Source organism: Saccharomonospora azurea NA-128 (genome assembly GCF_000231055.2).
Lineage (GTDB): Bacteria > Actinomycetota > Actinomycetes > Mycobacteriales > Pseudonocardiaceae > Saccharomonospora > Saccharomonospora azurea.
Window position 1 is genome coordinate 2,711,008 of record NZ_CM001466.1, and the last position, 16,286, is coordinate 2,727,293.

A 16,286-nucleotide genomic window follows, 5' to 3' on the forward strand; every position below is an offset into this window, starting at 1 on the left:
GCCACTGCCCGCCCAGGATCAGATGGGGCAGTCGTCCGGTTTTCTGTGTACATACCGTCAGACTGCCCATCCGCCGGAAGAGTGACGGTGTAGCGAATACGGACCAGCGCTCGGATGCGATGGGAAGATCGTGACACGGTCGACAACTGGGGGGGATCGATGTCGGTAGGCGATCTGTCCTCGGCGATCGACCGGGTGCTGACGAGCCTGCCGACGCCTGCCCTCCATGAGGCGGACGGGTACCTCGCCGAGGCATCGGCCGTGTTGGCAGCCGTTTCCACGGGTAGCTCCGCACCCGAGCTGGCGGAGACTGTCGAGAAGCTGTCGAAGGTGCGTGCAGAACTCGCGCAGCTCGACCGAGCATGCAGCGTTGCCGGAGAACTACTCAGGCAATACCTGGCGACGATCGGTGCCGGGCCAGCGGCCGTCTCCTCCACTCCAGCTCGGATCCCACCCCCCGCACCACATCCCGCACCAGCCTCGAAGCTGGACGCGGCCCTGATCGCCGAGGTTCGACGACGCGGCCACAAGATCAGCCCGGAGCGGGTAGTGAAGATCGCCAGGCTGCCGGACGACAGGATCGTGTGGCTGGAAGAAGGCAACGAAGACAGTGGGCTGGCGCATATCGAAAGCGCTCATACTTTACATTTCGAGCGCTACGGTATCGCGAAGAGCGACATTGCCAGTGTCGTCTTCGACGCACTGATTAATGGTAGTTACTGTGGCACGAGCGGCGCCGACAGGGCCGTCTACGAGATCTCCTATAAAGGAGAGCCAAAGAGGATCGCGGTTACCGTGGGGAACAACGGATACATTGTCGGAGCGAACCCTGTCAAGATAAAGAGGGAGCTAAAACAGAAGCCATGAGCACCGCACCCAAAGCCACCGAGATAACCGTCACGTTCGACTGGGGAGCAGGCCCTTTCTGGGTCGCCATCGAGGGCGACCCTCTACCCGAAGAGCACTCTGTCGAGGAGCTCGCCGGCCTTGTCCCACTCAGCAAGGACCTCGTCAGGTCATTTGCCGAGTGGAACGACAGGATGCAGCGCACTTTTGACGCCGATGACCCGGCATCCTCTGGCATCGTCGATCACGCAGAGAAACAACGTTGGATCGAAGATGGCAGGGAACTGACCCGCAGGCTGAGGAGCGAGGTCGACCCGAGCATCCGCGTGGAGTACAACCCGCCGGGGAAGCCATCGGAGGTCTTCGACTAGGACGAACCGACGAGGTCACGTTCCCACTCGTCGCTCGCGACGGGAACGTGACCAATCGTCCTCACAGGTCGAACTCGCCCGCCTTCACCCCTGCGACGAAAGCTCGCCACTCGCTGTCGGTGTAGGTGACCGAAGCTTCGTCGGGACGCTTGGAGTTCCGCACCTCCACGCCACCCTCGATGCGGCGAAACTCGACGCAGTCCTGTCCCGCGCTGCTGAAGCTCGACTTACGCCACCCCGCGAACTCGCCCAACACCGTCATGCCGCACTCTCCAATTGCCTTAGCTCTTCAGCAATGAACCCGAGAGATTCACCAGGTGTCATCGCCATGCTGTTCATTTTCTTTGCCGCCGACTGGTAGTCTTGCACGTCTTTCTCGTCGTATATGAATGCGCTGGATCTGTGATGCTCGATGTGCACGATTGAGGGAGAGTCCGCAAATTCGAACAAAATAAATGGACCGCTCAGCCCCGGATGCCAGCCGAGCCCATGAGGCATGATGCGCACCGAAACGGGCGGTTTGTCCGCCATCATGAGCAAATGCCGTAGTTGGTCAGCCATGAGGGCCGGACCGCCGATGACCTCACGAAGGGCGGACTCACCGATCAACGCGGTCAAGGTGACCGGCTCACTGCGGTCGATCACGTCTCGGCGGGCCAGTCGCATCATGACACGGGCCTCGACTTCATGAGCCGCGAGATCGCCTGACGAGAGCACCGCACGCGCGTAGTCGGAAGTCTGCAACAGCCCCGGGATCAGCAACGGCGACCAGTCGGTGATCGCGGTAGCAGTGCGTTCGCAGTCGAGAACACCCGCGAGGCCGGGCGACACGCCCGGCATACCCGCCGTCAACCAGTTCGGTTCCCTGGCGTTACGCGTTAATTCGAGGATGCGATCGCGGTTCGCCCCTGTCACATCGAGTTTGGCGAGAATTGCTGACACATCGGCGACGTCAGGAACCCGGCTGCCGTTCTCCCAGTACGAGAGCTTCGCGTGCTGAATGCCGAGCATCCGGGCGAGCTCCCTCTGCCCGAGACCAGCATCGAGTCGCGCTTGCTTGAGTGCCGCTGACAATGCCCGCACGCGCGGACTCGCTACTGGTACGGCCATGCACCAGATCGTACGAGGACGTTGTCCCGCACCCCAGTGTCACCCAAACGAGGCGTTGACCCCTTGTAGACGCAACAACACCATTGGTAACGCACCACTGCTGGTGCTCTGAGAACATTCAGCGATCTCCGGGAGGGCTCAATGCAGCGCTATCTCTGGCAGCAGGCGGGCGGACGACGGCACGTCTACGACACCGAGCGCGACATCGCCGCGCCGGGGCGCGTGTTGTCCGCGTTGTGCGGGCAGGTCGTCACGCCCACCGTCGACGACATCACCGGGCTGTGGCTCGACCGGACCTGCCTGACCTGCGACCGCGAGGTCCGTGTGCGGCTGGGCTTTCCCGCCGACGAGATCCCGCCGGCACCCGAGCTGGAGGCGGCGAAGTGAACGATCCCGAACCCTACGCCGTCCTCACCCGGCAACAGTGGCAGCTGCTCAACGACACACTCGCCGACCTGTGCGGTGCGTCGGGCGGGAGCCGGGAGGATCTGCACGACCTCGCCGTCGGCGTCCTGGAAACCAGCCGCCCCGCTCACTGGACGACGTCGATGGAGGACAGCCCCGCCCGATCTCTCTGGTGCCGTGTCTACGAGATCATCGGCGCGCTCGCCCACCTCGCCGACGCCGCCCCACACGACGCGCGCCAGATTCGGCGGCTCAGCGTGGAGGTGAAGTGGCTCGCCGAACACATGCGCACCTTCCCCGGTCCGGTGCGAGTCTCGGAGTGCAGCGATGCATGACGGCCCTGTCACCGCGCTCGGCCCCCTCACCGACGACCGGCCCACAGTGACGTTCTGGCGGCTCGACGACGTTCATCACGCCCGACCTGCCCTGGCGACGGCCGACCTCGAAGCCCGTCACGCGCTGCGACACACCGATCCACCGACGCTCGACGTGTTGCAGCGCGTCGTCAAGGGGCTTCGGCGGCTGGTGTGAGGGAGCGAGCCGAGCCGACCGCCCCGAAAGCACAAGCCCCGCGCGTTCCCAGCGGGGCGCTGCGTACAGCAACCGCGGACACGCGTACGCAGCCTGCGGACACATGTGCGGGAAGTGCGGACACGCGTGCGCAGGCCGCGGACACGGCGTCAGAAGGGCCGGCTCAGCTCGACGCGGTCACCGCGTCGCGGGCCTTCGCTCCCTGCTCACTCATCTGGCGGGCGCAGTGGGCGCAGCAGAAGAACCGGCCCTCGACCTCCACACCGTGGCCGACGACCCGGCAGCCGCAGTGCTCGCAGATCGGGGCGAGCCGGTGGATGGCGCACTCGAACGAGTCGAACGTGTGCACCCCGTCTCCCACGGTGCGGATCTCGAACGTCATGTTGTAGACATTGCCGCAGACCTCGCACTGGGCCATCGCGGTCACCTCCGTGGGCTCTTCGGTGGGCTACCGGGAACGGTGTTCATGCACAGGTAGGCATTCCCGTACGCGTCCCCGGAAAACGCCTACCCACCCAGCCGTGACTCCCGTTCCTCCCTTCGCGGCTGCGGCTCGGACCGGGAGAGCGTGGACGGCCACCACACCTTCTTGCCGATGTCGAGGGTCAACGCGGGCACCAGCAGCGAGCGCACGATGAGGGTGTCGAGCAGGACACCGAACGCGACGATGAACGCGAGCTGCGTCAGGAACAGGATGGGCAGCACCGCGAGCGCCGAGAACGTCGCCGCGAGCACCACGCCCGCCGAGGTGATGACCCCGCCCGTCACCGTGAGGCCGCGCAGGGTGCCTTCGTGCGTGCCGACCGACAACGCCTCCTCCCGCACGCGGGTCATGAGGAAGATGTTGTAGTCGATGCCGAGCGCCACGAGGAACACGAACGCGAACAGCGGCACGGCCGGGTCGGCGCCGGGGAAGTCGAACACGTGGTTGAACACCAGCGCCGACACACCCATGGTGGCGGCGAAGGACAACACCACCGTGGCGATGAGCAGCAGCGGCGCGACGATCGCGCGCAGCAGCAGGGCGAGCACCGCGAACACCACGAGCAGCACGATCGGGATGATCACCGTGCGGTCGCGTTCCGAGGTCGTCCGCGTGTCGAGTTGCTGGGCCGTCGATCCGCCCACCTGGGCGTCCGCGCCCTCGACCACGTGCACCGACTCGCGCAGCCGCTCCACCGTGGCGATGGCCTTGTCGGAGTCGGCGGCATCGGCCAGCGTCGCGCTGATGCGGATGAGTCCGTCGGCGGCCCCGGTGATCTCCGCGTTCGCCACGCCGCGCACGTCGGTGGCGGCGAGCACCTCGTCGGCCCGGGACTCGTCGGCGATCACCACGGCGGGCGAACCGGAGCCGCCCGGGAAGTGCCGCGACAGCACCTCCTGACCCGTGACCGACTCGACCTCGTTCAGGAAGATGTCGGACTCCGACGTGCCGCTCGCCTTCAGTTGCGGGACGAAGGCCACCCCGACGAGCAGTGCGAGCGAGGTGAGCAGCCACACGGCGCGCGGGGCCTTGTCGACGCGCTTCGCGATCCGGCCCCACAGCCCGCCCGACTCCGGCGGTGCCGAACCCTCCTTCGGTCGGAACGGCCAGTACGCGGCGCGGCCGACGAGCGCCAGAACAGCGGGCAGGAAGGTCATCGACGCCAGCACCGACGCGACGATGCCGATCGCCGCCACCGGTCCGAGCCCCTTGTTCGATTCGAGGTCGCTGAACAGCAGGCACAGCACACCCAGGATGACCGTGCCCGCCGACGCGACGACGGGTTCGACGGTCGCCCGCCACGCCTTGCGCATCGCCGCCACCCGGTCGGCCGTCGTGCGCAGCTCCTCGCGGTAGCGCGAGACGAGCAACAGCGCATAGTCGGTCGCCGCACCGAAGACGAGGATGAACAGGATGCCTTGGCTTTGGCCGTTGAGGCTGATGACGCCGGAGTCGGCGAGCACGTACACGAGCACGCTGGCGAGTGAGAGCGCGAGAACCGACGAAATCAGCACCAGCAGCGGCAGGAGCGGACTCCGGTAGACGATCACCAGGATCAGGGCGACCACCGCACCGGCGACGAGCAGCAGAAGTCCGTCGATGCCGCTGAACGCCTCCGACAGATCGGCGACCTGTCCGGCAGGCCCGGTGACGTACACGGCGAGGCCGTCCGGGCGGTCCTCGGCGAACATCGCCCGCATCCGCTCGACCACGTCACCCGGGTCACCGTTGATCGGCACGACGAGTTCCAGGGCCCGCCCGTCCTCCGACCGAATGGGAGGGGGCCCTTGCAGGGTGGTGTCCCAGCCCGCGACCTCCGCACCCTTCTGCGCCAGGTACCGCTGGTCGTCACCCGTGATGCCGGAGCCCCGTTCGGCGACCACGATGGCGGGAATCGCCTCGGTGTCGGCGAATCGACGTTCCAGCTCGGTCACGCGGGTCGACTCGGCCGATTCGGGCAGGAAGGACGAACTGTTGTTCTCGGAGATGCTGCTCAGCTTGCCCGCGTACTGCCCGCCGAACGAACCGACGGCGAGCCAGACGACGATGAGCAGGGCCGGAACCAGCCAGCGAGCCGTTCGCACAGTGTCCCAATCTTTCGATGATCGAACGAGTTTGATGAGCGGAATAATAGAGTCGGGCTCCGAGCGCGGCGCTCCGGGGCAGGATCGGGCTCTCTCTGGTGCCCCGAACCGAGCGAAAGGACACACCACGGTGAGCGGCGACACAGGCGGAGTGGACGACGGCACGCTCATCGCTCACATCCGCACGCTCATGGTCGAATCGAGCCGGTTCGTCCACGCGTTCGGCGACTCGCACGCCCTGCACCGCTCGGACCTGGCGGCCTTGGTGGCGATCATGGACGCGGCCACCAGCGGTCACCCCCTCAGCCAGGGCGAACTCGCGAACGAACTACAGCTCAGCGCGTCGGCCACCACCTCGGTACTCGACCGGCTCCAAGCGCTCGGCCACGTCGAACGCCGCCGGGACGACCGCGACCGCAGGCGGGTCGTCCTCCACATCCGCCCCTCGGCGCAGAAGTTGGGGCACGAACTGTTCAGTCCGCTCGGCGCGGCGTACGCGCGGGCGTGGGCGCAGTTCGACGAGGCCGAGCGGCGCACCATCGAGCGCTTTCTCGACGTGACGGTGGAGGCCACCGTCCGGACTCGGCACCAGCGCCCCCGAGAGGACTGAGCCGTCGGAGTGGACCTCGGCCCGCCGCCCGCTCCGCATGCCTTGGAACGCAGTCGACGTACGGCGAGTGCGGACATGCGTACCGGAGACGCGGACACGCGTACGGGAAGCGCGGACACGCGTGCTTAGGCTTGAGGGTGTGGAGCTGTTCGGCGCAGGGGCCTGGGTGAACGACGGCGGGCTCGCGACCGAGCTGGAGGCTCGGGGCCACGACCTGTCGGACGCGTTGTGGTCGGCCCGGCTGCTGCTCGACGCACCCGAGGAGATCGTGGCCGCCCACCGGGCGTTCTTCGACGCCGGTGCCGTGATCGCCACGACCGCGAGCTACCAGGCGTCGTTCGAGGGGTTCGCCGAGCGCGGCATCGACCGAGCCACGGCGACGCGGCTGCTACGCCGCAGTGTGGACCTCGCCCGGCAGGCCAGGGACGACGTGTCCGGCGACGGACGTCCCCGGTTCGTGGCCGCGTCCGTGGGTCCCTACGGCGCTGCCCTCGCCGACGGCTCCGAGTACCGGGGCGCCTACGGGCTCACCGTCGCCCGGCTGCGCGACTGGCACCGACCGCGCCTCGAAGTCCTCGCCGAGGCGCGGCCCGACCTGCTGGCGATCGAGACGGTGCCCGACGTGGTGGAGGCCGAGGCACTCGTCGAGGCGCTCGCCGGAATCGGCGTGCCCGCCTGGTTGTCCTTCACCGTGGCCGACGGCCGCACCCGCGCGGGTCAGCCCCTGGCCGAGGCGTTCGCCGTGGCCGCCGGCTCCCCGGACGTCGCCGCCGTCGGTGTGAACTGCTGCGCGCCGAGCGACGTCTCGCCCGCCCTCGCGTGCGCGAAGGCCGTCACCGGCAAGCCCGTCGTGGTGTACCCGAACAGCGGCGAGGGGTGGGACGCCCGACGACGTGCCTGGACGGGAGCGACGCAGTTCAGCCCGCGACTCGCCGCGCGGTGGGTGGCCGAGGGCGCGCACGTCGTCGGCGGATGCTGCCGGGTGCGCCCCGCCGACATCGCCGAGCTGGCGCGCCGGCTGTGACGTCGGTCGACGTCGGTCGACGACGGTCAGCGCAGCGGCAGCGCGGCGGCGTACTGGGGTGACAGCTCGGCGCCGCACGACTTCTTGAGCTCGGCCATCTTCTTGCCGAGCACCACACCACGACGCCCCTCGGCGACCGACCACCGCACGAGCTCACCGAAGACGTGGAAGTACAGGTTGGACCTCCCTCCCCGCTCCACGGGCACCGCCGCGAACGACCGCCACAAAGGCCACTGCGGATGGTCGAACACCGTGGCGGCGCCGAGAAGTTCGCCGGTGTGCGTGTCGCGATAGGACAGGACACGGAAGTCGGGTTGCGCCACCAGCCGTCGCAGGTAGCCGACGAACTGCGGCAGCGGCACGATCGGCACGTCACGGTGCTTCTCCTCGTTGAGCCGCAACAACCCCGCGAGCTCCACGACGTCCACCGTGTCGCCGGTCAGCCACTCCACGGCGAGGCGCTCGTCGGTGTCGACGCCGCCGAGCAATTTCCGCAGTTGCGACCGCCGCTTCCCGCCCAGCGAGGCAAGCCAGTCGGTGCGCCCCGAGAACGCCTCGGTGGGCAGCCGGGCGACCGGCTCCGTCTCCCTCACCAGGCCCCGGCGTCCCCGCACGTGCGCGGCGGCGTCCTCCGAGAGCTGCCGGATCAGGGTCGCCTTCAGGCCCACGCCGAGCAGCTTCCGCATGGCCGGGAAGTACTCCGACAGCAGCTCCTCGCACCCGTCGGCACCCGCGTCGGCGAACCACCACGAGGGGAAGGCGCTGTTGCCCGGCGCGCGCAGGTCGAGCCCGCCGAGATACCCCCCTCGACGGGAGGTCGCGAACCGATGCCGCCGGGTGGACGTGCCGATCCAGGCCGCCCCGGCCATCCCCCGCGGGCGCCCGCCGTCGAGCAGCACCGTGAGGTACCACGGCGTCCGAGCACACCACGCCTGCCGGCGCAGCACGTCCCACGCCCAGTCCGCGCGCAGACCGGCGGTGGCCCGCAACGCGCGCCAGTACGGCGGTTCCGGGTCGAACCGCGGGTCGAGCACCTCGACGCTCATCCCGCCACCGGCCTCGGCACGGCGGCGAGCCACATGCGGCGCGACGCGAACCCGAGCGAGGACTTCAACTCCAGCATCCCCCGCCCCGCCGAGAACCCCTTGCGGTGGCTGTCCACGACGTGCGCGAGCAGGCGGGCGTAGGAGTCGAAGTACAGGTGTGCTCGTCCGCCCTCGTCCCGCTGCAGCGCGGCCCAGTGCTGGTAGATCGGCAGCTCCGGGTGGTCGAGCAGGTCGGCGAACGCCAGCAGACGCCCCTGGGCGTCGTGGTAGGTCAACGTCAGCACGTCGTCCCGCCGGACGAGTTCGTGCAGGTACGCGCCTGCCACGGGGCCCCGGTTGTCGAACGCCGGCGTGCCCAACCGGGCGCGGTGCCGGTTCACCAACGCGGCCAGCTCGGCGCCGTCGAGGTCGTCGCGGGCCGGGCCGAAGCGCACCACCAGGTCGGGATCGCGCTCGACCTTGCGGCGCTGCCCGCGAACGCTGTGCCTGCGGCTTCGAGCCAGTGACGAGACCCAGTCGTCCACCGTGGAGAAGGTGTTCTCCAGGACGGCGACCCCGACGCTCTCGCGCACCACGCGCCCGAAACCCGACACCAGCGGCAGGGACTCCGCGGACAGGTACCGGTAGAGCAGTCCGGCGCACAGGGGACCGGTGGCCCGGCACAGTTCCCGTTCCATCCTCCGCAGCAGGTGCCGGCGCGTCGGCCGGTCGACGTCGTCGGCGAACAGCCAGCCGGGCAGGCCCGACAGCCACGGGTTGTGCACTTCCAGCAGCCGCACCCCGAGCGGGCCCCGCACCAGGGAGGCGGCCAGGGCCGCGACCGGTCGTCCGCCGACGGTGCACATCGCGAGCAGCGTGGGGCACGGCGCGTGCCGCGACTCGCACGCGAGCAGGTCGTAGGCCCACGGCGCGTGCGCTCCCGCGGCGGCGCGCAACTCCGCCCACTCGGCGGGCTCGGGGTCCCGTCTCGGGTCGAAAACGGCGACGTCCGGTCGGGTCACCGGCCCATCACCGGCCTCGGGACGGCGACCGACATGAGCGTGCGCGTGGTGAACCCGAAACCGGCCTTGAGGTCGAGCAGCGTCCGCCCCGCGGTGAGCTCCGGCCGGCGCGCCTCGACGAGGTGCCGCACGCAGTGGGCGTAGACGTCGGCGTACAGGCGGGGACGCCCTCCCTCGGACACGGGAAGCGCGGCGTAGTGCGGCAGCGCGAGACCGCGCCGGTCGTCGATGAGCGTGTGGAACGCGACGAGCCTGCCCGCGCCGTCGCGGTACGTCCGCGTGACCACGTCCGGCCTGCGGACGAAGGCGGCGAGGTACGCGGTGGGGATCGGGCTGCGGGTGTCGAGGTGCAGTCCCGCGATGCGCGCACGCTGGCCCGATCGCCACGCCCGCGCGTCCTGGCGCGCCCGGTGGGTGTTGAGCAGCGTCGCGAGCTCCGCGGCGTCGAGGTCGGTGCGGCCCGCACCCGCGGTGACGTCGAGCGTCGACGCGGTCTCCGCCGCCGCCTCGACCACCTCCCGCACCGGTGGCCGCAGCGACGCGAACCAGTCGTCGACCGACTCCCACCGGTTCACCAGCACGGTCGTCGGGTCGATCTCCCGGACCGCCCGGCCCGGCCCGGAGGCGGCCTCGGCGACGTCGACGGGCATCGCCCGGTACACCACACCGAGCAGTCCGACGCCGACGTGGGCGGCGAGGGCGCGCTCGAACGCCCGCAGCAGTTCCCGCCGTCGTGCGGCGTCGACCCGGTCGGCGAACACGGCGGCCGAATGGCCGGAGAACCACGAGAGGTACACCTCCGCCCAGCCCGGCGCGAGCCCGCGGCCACCGGACGGACCGAACCGCCGCCCCCGCCACGGCGTACACGACATCGCGAGGCAGGCACCGAGCACACTCCCGCCCTTGCTCAGCACACCGAGCACGGTGGGGTTGCGCGACAGCCACGACTCCAGTCGCAGCTGCTCGTAGTCCCACATCGGCTGCCACGCCGTGGTCTTGCGGAATCGGTTCCACCCGGTGGGTTCCGGGTCGGTGCGGGGATCGACGATGCGCACCTCGACGTCACCGGAGGTCGCCGGGGCGGTGCGCGGGCGGGACAGCAGGGTCCTCGGTCTCACAGCGCTCACCTGCCCAGCACCGGCCTCGGCACCGCGACTCCGTACACGGGCCGCGCCACGAACCCCAGAGACCGCTTGACCTCGTGGGGGCTGCGTCCGGCCGACAGCTCCGGCACACCCCGCGAGGTCACGTGCCGCACCGCTCGGAGGTAGCTGTCGAAGAGGAGGTCCCGGAGGCCGCCGTCCGCGGGCGACAGTGCCGCCCAGTGCTGTTTGACGAGGCCGTGCGGATGGTCCAGCCAGGTATTGAGCGCCACCAATCTGCCCTCACCGTCGTGATAGGTCAACGTGTGCACGTCCGTGCGGCGGACGAAGCTGTGGAAGTACGAGCCCGGAAGGGCACTGCGGCTGTCGAGAGCGGAGATTCCGTGCTCGGCCCGGTGCCGCTCGACGAGTGCCGCGATCTCGCTGCCGCACAGGTCGTCGCGGGCGGGTCCGACCGACACCGTCAGGCGTCCGGCCGTGACGTGCTGGTCGACGGTGCGCAGTGCTCGCCGCAGGCTCTTGCGCCGGGCCTTGGACAGCGAGTCCATCCAGTGGTCGGCGTCGCGGAAGTCGTTGGGCAGCACGGACACGGTGTCGACCTGACGCACCATCCTCGCGCGACCGCGCAGTACGCGGGCCGTCCGTTCGTCGACCGACCGGTACAGCACCCCGGCCAGCAACGGGCCGAGTCGCCGGGCCAACGCCCGCTCGACGGTCCGCAGCAGTGCGGCTCGGGCGCCGTCGTCGAGCTCGTCGGCGACGACGATCCCGGGAAAGCCGGACAACCACGGCTGCGACACCTCCGCCCACCGCGGCACCGGCGCACGATCCCGACGGCCGGGTGGCGGCGCGTAGGCGGGTCGCAGTCGCGCACGGCAGACCAGCACGGACAGCCCGGCCACGATCCGCGAGCCGAGCCGCACCACGACCAGCAACGGCGGGTTGCGGGCGGGCCAGGCCTCCAGGGCCAGCAGGGTGTAGTCCCACACCGCGGGCAGGCCCCGCTCACGCCGGAACTCGCTCCAGCCGAACGGTTCCGGCTCGGTGCGCGGATCGGCGATCTCGACCGAGAAGGTCACAGCGACACGACCGGAGTGCCGTGCCGGGGACAGGTGTCCACGGACGCCCGTACACCGCCGTCCACCAGGACGTCCACCAGCACCGGCGAACGCTGGGTCAGCAACGTGACCGCGAGGCCGCCCTTCGTGGACCTGGCGTAGACGTTGCGGGTGTCGAGGTGCCACCTCCCGCACTCGCCGAACGCCCCGAGGTAGCCGAGGAGCGGATCGTGGAGCACGCCGTACGGGCCGGCGTCCAACTCGGACAGTGTGCGACGCGGGAGCCGGTCGAGCCTGCGGGCGAGCGACTCGGGTAGCGCGGCCGACAACCGCGCCAACTCCTTGTCCCCGCCCACCGCCAGCACCGGGGCGCCCCGATGCAGTGCGTTGGTCACCTCCACCAGCACGGCGGAGTCCGGGTCGCCGAGGAAGTCCGGATCCACCACGCAACCGCGCAGGCCGCGCGGCAGATCGGCCGGAGGCGCGCAGGCGTGGCCGTCGACGACCACCACCAACGTGCCGGCCCGCGGCCCTCGCGCCCTGGGCAGCACGCGACCCAGCCCTCGGACCGGGTCGAACCGCGTCGAACCACCGCTCAACGGCACCAGGTCGACCACCGTGCGGCGGAGCGTTTCCGGGTCGGTGGCACCGTCGAGCGCCCCGGTGCGACCGGGCACGAGAGTGGGGTCCGTACGGCCGTCGAGCGCCCAGCGTTCCCGGTAGAACGGCACGGTGTCGAAGGCCGACCGCACGACCCGGCGGTACGCCCGGCGCCACCGCACTGCGGCACTGCGAGACAACATGGCGACGGAGTGTGCCACCGCATTGGCCGATATCCAGGTTCCGGCGAGAGAAATGCGCCGAATAGCTCACCTGAGCAGAGAACGGTCGTGGGCCGAACGGCGCAACTTCCGCCGAATCCCTAGTCAGCTGCCGGGGGGCACAGCTTATAAACAGCCATCCTCGGCAACGGCCGCGGCGCTCACCCTCGCACCGCACGAACCAGGTGGAGTCCTTTGTGCTTCGTCGAACTACGAACACGTCCGGCCACTCCCAGTCGGCCCGACCAGGGCAGATGTCCGCATCCGGACACCCGGACGACACCGGTCTCACCGTCGTTGTCCCGTGTTACAACGAGGTGGACAACCTCGAACACTCCTATGCCGAAATCGTTTCCGAGCTCGGGGAATTCGACCTCGAACTACTCTACGTCGACGACGGAAGCACCGACGGCAGCCTCGACGTGATTCGCCGGCTCGCCGACTCGGACAACCGCGTGCAGTACATTTCCTTCACGCGAAACTTCGGTTTTGAAGCGGCGTTTTCCGCCGGTTACCGGTACGCCGGAAAGCCGTGGATCCTGCACGTCGACGCCGATCAGCAGTTCCCCGCGGCCGAGGCCCACAAGCTCATCGCCGCCGCCAAGGCGGGCTACGACGCCGTGTTCGGCGTCCGGACCAACCGGCAGGACCCCGTGCTGCGTCGCTGGGGCACGGCCGCCTTCCACTTCATCGGCCGCAAGCTGCTGCGGATCGAGCTCCCGCCGGGCGCGACGGCGTTCCGGCTCGTGCGGACCGAGCTGGCCCGCCGCATCGTGGACCTCGAACTGGGCACCCCGTACTTCCTCGCGACCGTTCCCCGGCTGACCAGCCGCTACACGACCGTGCCGGTCGCCCACCGAGCCCGGACCCGCGGGAAGTCGAAGGTGGGCATGAGCTTCCTGTCGTCACACGCCGTCGAGCTGTTCGTGGGGTTCAGCCGTCGGCTGAGTACCGCGGCGTCGGTGGCGTGCCTGCTGGCGGGTGGCGCCGGGCTGGTGACCGCCCTCGCCGGTGCCACCGGTCTCCTCAGCGGCAGCGCGCTGACCGTCACCGTCCTGCTGCTGCTCACCGCGTCGCTCACGGCGACGGCCCTGGTGGTGCGGTCACTCGTCGTCGTCGGAGCCGGGCAACCACGGCCCCGTCAGTTCTACGTGCGGGAGGCGAGCATCCCCGTGTCCGCCGCCGACCGCCTCCTCGATCCCTCCTCCAGCTTGGAATCCGCATGAGACGAACACTCGTCGTGCTCGGCGGCGCCGACGGCTCCCTCGGCGTCTACCTCCGCGCACGCGAACTCGGCTACCACACGATCTGCGTCGACGTCAGACCCAACGCCCCCGGCGCCGCGGTGGCCGACGAGTACCTGCAGCTGTCGGTCCGTGCCCCCGAACGGATCGACGCCGCACTCGGTGAGCGCACCGACATCGTGGGCGTGCTCTGCCCGGCGAGCGACGTCGGGTTGCCGACCCAGGCGTGGCTGGAACGGCGGTGGAACCTGCCGTCGCCGTTGCCGGAGGCCGCCGTCGCCGCGTCGGTCGACAAACCCGTCTTCCGCGCCGTGTGCGAGCGGGCGGGCGTGCCGACCTACCGCAGCGCCACGGCCTCCTCGATCCCCGAGCTGCTGGACGCGGCACGGCACATGCGCTTCCCCGCGCTCGTGAAACCGGTGGACTCCTCCGGCAGCCGCGGGGTCGTCTCGTGCGCCAACCCGGGCAAGCTCGCCTCGGCCGTGGCGGAGTCGCTGGAGTTCTCGTTCTCCGGCCGCGTCGTCGTGGAGGAGCACCTCGACGGCAGGCACCTCACGATCGAGGCACTCGTCGTGGACGGCGAGATCGCCTTCCACGCGGTCACGGCACGCACCATCACCCCGCCCCCGCTGTTCGTCACGACGGCCCACGAGATGCCGGTCGACCTGCCCGGCAAGGCCGCCGACGCGCTGCCCGGCATGCTCGCCGCCGTCGCGGCGGAGCTGCGCTACCGCAACGGCCCGCTCACGTTCGACGCCGTGCTCCAGCGGGACGACGAGCTGTACCTCATCGAGGTCGGCGCGCGCATGGGCGGCAACGGCATCGCCGAGGTGGTGCGGCACTGCCACGGCGTGGACCTCATGGCCGCCACCATGTCGCTGGCCGTGGGCGAGGTTCCCGTCCTCGACCCGCACCCTCCCGTGCCCGCACTCGTGCACATCCTCGCCTCCGACCGTGCGGGGCTGCTCGCCGAGATCGACGGACTCGCCGAGGTCCGCGCGATGCCCGAGGTGAAGGACCTGCACCTGTTCGTGACGGAGGGCTCGTTCGTCCGCCCGTACGAGCAGGCCGGGTACAAACTCGGCTACGTCGTTCTCTCGGCGGAGTCGACGAGTGCACTGTGGTCGGTCGAGAACGCCGTGCGCGGCACGCTCAAGTTCCGGCTCGACACCGGGAACGCGAGCCCCGCGGCGAACGACGTGGCGGTACCCAAGCCTTGACCGACTCCATGGCGACGCCGCTGCGCCCGCTGATGATGCTGCGACTGCTCGCGGGCCGCGGCGTCTTCCGTCTCGGCACGCAGGCGATGGCCGTGGCGCTGCTGACCGCGTGGGGCACGGCCACCTACGGCGACTACGCCAACGCCTGGGGCACGTGCTCGTGGCTGCTGTTCCTGCCGACGGCGGCGGAGAAGGCCGCTCTCAAGATCCTGCCGAGGACACGGCTCACCACGGCGGCGGTGGCGGGGCTGACGCTGCGGATCGCGGCGGCCCCCGTGGTGGTCCTGGCCGCCGCGCTGGTGACCGCGCTGGTGGTGCTGCCCGCCTCGTCGCTGGTGACGCTGTACCTGCTCGCCGGGATGTGGTCGGCGAGCACCGGGCTGCTGATGACCGTCGCCGGTCTGCACCGGCTGCGCGGGCGTCCCGCACTCGACGCGACCGCCTTCACCGTCGTGGCCGCGAGCGTCGCGGCCACGACCACGCTCACCCTGGTCGTCGGCCTGTCGCCCACCACACACCTGCTCGTCCTGGTCAGCGCGGTGGCAGTGGTGATCGCCGGGTCGCTGGCGGTGTTGCCGACGGAGTGGCTGCGCGCGCCGCTGCCCCGGCGGCGACGGCTGACGCACGCGTTCGCCCGCAGCACGGTCCTGCTCGGGGTCACCGAGCTGCTGGACGCCATCACGATGTCGTCGCTGTTCATCGTGTTCGCCGTGAGCGGGCGCATCGTGGACAGCGGACCCTTCCACCTCATGCTGCTCGCCGCGGGCGTGTTGTGCTCGATCGCGCTGTACCAGCTGAAGCTCAAGCAGCCCGTGACGTCGATGAGCCTGCGCGGCACGCAGGGCGCCACGGGCCGCCGACGCGCGGACCGCCTGCTGCGCACCACCGAGCTCGCCGGCATCGCCTTCGGACTCGTGCTCGGCGCGGCGCTGCTCGTGCCGGCCACGCGGCACGCGGTGCTCGCCGGCGCGGAAGTGCCCCCGAGCGCGGTCGGGTACGCCGTCCTCGCCGTGCTCGTGGTGGTGGAGATCGCCGCGTCGCTCGCCCTCATCTACGGCGGTTACCTCGTGGAGAACACCGACAGCCGGGTGCTGTCGCTGACCGCGTCGGCCGCCGCACTGCGGCTCGTGGCCACCGTGGCGTGCGCGTGCGCGCTGGTGCCCTCGCTGGGCGCCGTCGGCGGGTTCAGCGCCCTCGTGCTCGGCCTCACCGCCGAGGCCGCGGCACTGCGCCGCCTGCTGCGCCGCGCCCACCCCGACACCCCGCCGGAGCTTTCCCGCCCCACCCGAGCTTCGGGATCGATCCCCGGAAACCAGTAACGAGACGAG

The 16,286-nt window shown here is 70.2% G+C and carries 19 protein-coding genes; 10 read left to right on the plus strand and 9 right to left on the minus strand.

Going from position 1 to position 16,286, the window contains the following annotated elements:
- Positions 1-114: 114 nt before the first annotated feature.
- Both SACAZDRAFT_RS22760 and SACAZDRAFT_RS12130 read left to right on the plus strand, forming a co-directional pair.
- Positions 115-867: a BAR domain-containing protein gene (locus tag SACAZDRAFT_RS22760; protein ID WP_232286265.1), complete on the plus strand. Its 753-nt coding sequence runs from the start codon at positions 115-117 to the stop codon at positions 865-867.
- Positions 864-1,217, plus strand: coding sequence for a hypothetical protein (locus SACAZDRAFT_RS12130; RefSeq protein ID WP_005442005.1), 354 nt, complete (start codon positions 864-866; stop codon positions 1,215-1,217). Before SACAZDRAFT_RS22760 ends, SACAZDRAFT_RS12130 begins: the two co-directional genes overlap by 4 nt.
- Before the next feature lie 61 nt (positions 1,218-1,278).
- On the opposite strand, the gene SACAZDRAFT_RS12135 is transcribed toward SACAZDRAFT_RS12130, so the two are convergent.
- Both SACAZDRAFT_RS12135 and SACAZDRAFT_RS12140 read right to left on the minus strand, forming a co-directional pair.
- Entirely contained in the window at positions 1,279-1,479 is a 201-nt protein-coding gene (locus SACAZDRAFT_RS12135) for a DUF397 domain-containing protein (protein ID WP_005442006.1), read from the minus strand.
- Positions 1,476-2,327: a helix-turn-helix domain-containing protein gene (locus tag SACAZDRAFT_RS12140; RefSeq protein ID WP_040927748.1), complete on the minus strand. Its 852-nt coding sequence runs from the start codon at positions 2,325-2,327 to the stop codon at positions 1,476-1,478. The genes SACAZDRAFT_RS12135 and SACAZDRAFT_RS12140 overlap by 4 nt, the downstream gene beginning before the upstream one ends.
- A gap of 141 nt (positions 2,328-2,468) precedes the next feature.
- Between SACAZDRAFT_RS12140 and SACAZDRAFT_RS12145 the strand changes: the two genes are divergently transcribed.
- The 3 genes from SACAZDRAFT_RS12145 to SACAZDRAFT_RS12155 are packed head-to-tail and all read left to right on the plus strand — an operon-like array spanning position 2,469 to position 3,263.
- The gene (locus tag SACAZDRAFT_RS12145) at positions 2,469-2,714 is read left to right on the plus strand and encodes a zinc finger protein (RefSeq protein ID WP_005442008.1); all 246 of its coding nucleotides are present in this window, start codon (positions 2,469-2,471) and stop codon (positions 2,712-2,714) included.
- Positions 2,711-3,067 (plus strand): hypothetical protein, encoded by a 357-nt coding sequence (locus SACAZDRAFT_RS12150; protein ID WP_005442009.1) that lies wholly within the window; start codon positions 2,711-2,713, stop codon positions 3,065-3,067. The genes SACAZDRAFT_RS12145 and SACAZDRAFT_RS12150 overlap by 4 nt, the downstream gene beginning before the upstream one ends.
- Positions 3,060-3,263, plus strand: coding sequence for a hypothetical protein (locus tag SACAZDRAFT_RS12155; protein ID WP_005442010.1), 204 nt, complete (start codon positions 3,060-3,062; stop codon positions 3,261-3,263). Before SACAZDRAFT_RS12150 ends, SACAZDRAFT_RS12155 begins: the two co-directional genes overlap by 8 nt.
- A gap of 163 nt (positions 3,264-3,426) precedes the next feature.
- On the opposite strand, the gene SACAZDRAFT_RS12160 is transcribed toward SACAZDRAFT_RS12155, so the two are convergent.
- Together SACAZDRAFT_RS12160 and SACAZDRAFT_RS12165 are read right to left on the minus strand one after the other, a co-directional pair.
- The gene (locus tag SACAZDRAFT_RS12160) at positions 3,427-3,681 is read right to left on the minus strand and encodes a hypothetical protein (protein WP_005442011.1); all 255 of its coding nucleotides are present in this window, start codon (positions 3,679-3,681) and stop codon (positions 3,427-3,429) included.
- An 89-nt stretch (positions 3,682-3,770) separates the two neighbouring features.
- The gene (locus tag SACAZDRAFT_RS12165) at positions 3,771-5,831 is read right to left on the minus strand and encodes an MMPL family transporter (protein ID WP_005442012.1); all 2,061 of its coding nucleotides are present in this window, start codon (positions 5,829-5,831) and stop codon (positions 3,771-3,773) included.
- A 130-nt stretch (positions 5,832-5,961) separates the two neighbouring features.
- Here SACAZDRAFT_RS12165 and SACAZDRAFT_RS12170 point away from each other — a divergent pair, with 130 nt between their 5' ends.
- Together SACAZDRAFT_RS12170 and mmuM are read left to right on the plus strand one after the other, a co-directional pair.
- The gene (locus SACAZDRAFT_RS12170; RefSeq protein ID WP_005442013.1) at positions 5,962-6,441 is read left to right on the plus strand and encodes a MarR family winged helix-turn-helix transcriptional regulator; all 480 of its coding nucleotides are present in this window, start codon (positions 5,962-5,964) and stop codon (positions 6,439-6,441) included.
- A 139-nt stretch (positions 6,442-6,580) separates the two neighbouring features.
- Positions 6,581-7,465: a homocysteine S-methyltransferase gene (gene mmuM / locus SACAZDRAFT_RS12175; protein WP_040927749.1), complete on the plus strand. Its 885-nt coding sequence runs from the start codon at positions 6,581-6,583 to the stop codon at positions 7,463-7,465.
- A 26-nt stretch (positions 7,466-7,491) separates the two neighbouring features.
- On the opposite strand, the gene SACAZDRAFT_RS12180 is transcribed toward mmuM, so the two are convergent.
- From SACAZDRAFT_RS12180 to SACAZDRAFT_RS12200, 5 genes are read right to left on the minus strand one after another with little or no spacing between them, the layout of a single operon-like run.
- On the minus strand, positions 7,492-8,511 hold the full coding sequence (locus SACAZDRAFT_RS12180; protein ID WP_005442015.1) for a hypothetical protein: 1,020 nt from the start codon (positions 8,509-8,511) through the stop codon (positions 7,492-7,494).
- Positions 8,508-9,512, minus strand: coding sequence for a GNAT family N-acetyltransferase (locus SACAZDRAFT_RS12185; RefSeq protein ID WP_005442016.1), 1,005 nt, complete (start codon positions 9,510-9,512; stop codon positions 8,508-8,510). The genes SACAZDRAFT_RS12180 and SACAZDRAFT_RS12185 overlap by 4 nt, the downstream gene beginning before the upstream one ends.
- Positions 9,509-10,630 (minus strand): hypothetical protein, encoded by a 1,122-nt coding sequence (locus tag SACAZDRAFT_RS12190; RefSeq protein WP_005442017.1) that lies wholly within the window; start codon positions 10,628-10,630, stop codon positions 9,509-9,511. Before SACAZDRAFT_RS12190 ends, SACAZDRAFT_RS12185 begins: the two co-directional genes overlap by 4 nt.
- Positions 10,631-10,635: 5 nt before the next feature.
- On the minus strand, positions 10,636-11,694 hold the full coding sequence (locus tag SACAZDRAFT_RS12195; protein ID WP_005442018.1) for a GNAT family N-acetyltransferase: 1,059 nt from the start codon (positions 11,692-11,694) through the stop codon (positions 10,636-10,638).
- On the minus strand, positions 11,691-12,476 hold the full coding sequence (locus SACAZDRAFT_RS12200; protein ID WP_005442019.1) for a hypothetical protein: 786 nt from the start codon (positions 12,474-12,476) through the stop codon (positions 11,691-11,693). The genes SACAZDRAFT_RS12195 and SACAZDRAFT_RS12200 overlap by 4 nt, the downstream gene beginning before the upstream one ends.
- A gap of 272 nt (positions 12,477-12,748) precedes the next feature.
- Between SACAZDRAFT_RS12200 and SACAZDRAFT_RS12205 the strand changes: the two genes are divergently transcribed.
- Genes SACAZDRAFT_RS12205 through SACAZDRAFT_RS12215 form a run of 3 tightly spaced genes read left to right on the plus strand, consistent with a single transcriptional unit; the run spans position 12,749 to position 16,277 of the window.
- Positions 12,749-13,720, plus strand: coding sequence for a glycosyltransferase family 2 protein (locus tag SACAZDRAFT_RS12205; RefSeq protein WP_005442020.1), 972 nt, complete (start codon positions 12,749-12,751; stop codon positions 13,718-13,720).
- Entirely contained in the window at positions 13,717-14,958 is a 1,242-nt protein-coding gene (locus SACAZDRAFT_RS12210) for an ATP-grasp domain-containing protein (RefSeq protein WP_005442021.1), read from the plus strand. The genes SACAZDRAFT_RS12205 and SACAZDRAFT_RS12210 overlap by 4 nt, the downstream gene beginning before the upstream one ends.
- 8 nt (positions 14,959-14,966) lie before the next feature.
- The gene (locus tag SACAZDRAFT_RS12215; protein ID WP_005442022.1) at positions 14,967-16,277 is read left to right on the plus strand and encodes a hypothetical protein; all 1,311 of its coding nucleotides are present in this window, start codon (positions 14,967-14,969) and stop codon (positions 16,275-16,277) included.
- The last annotated feature ends 9 nt before the right edge of the window (positions 16,278-16,286 follow it).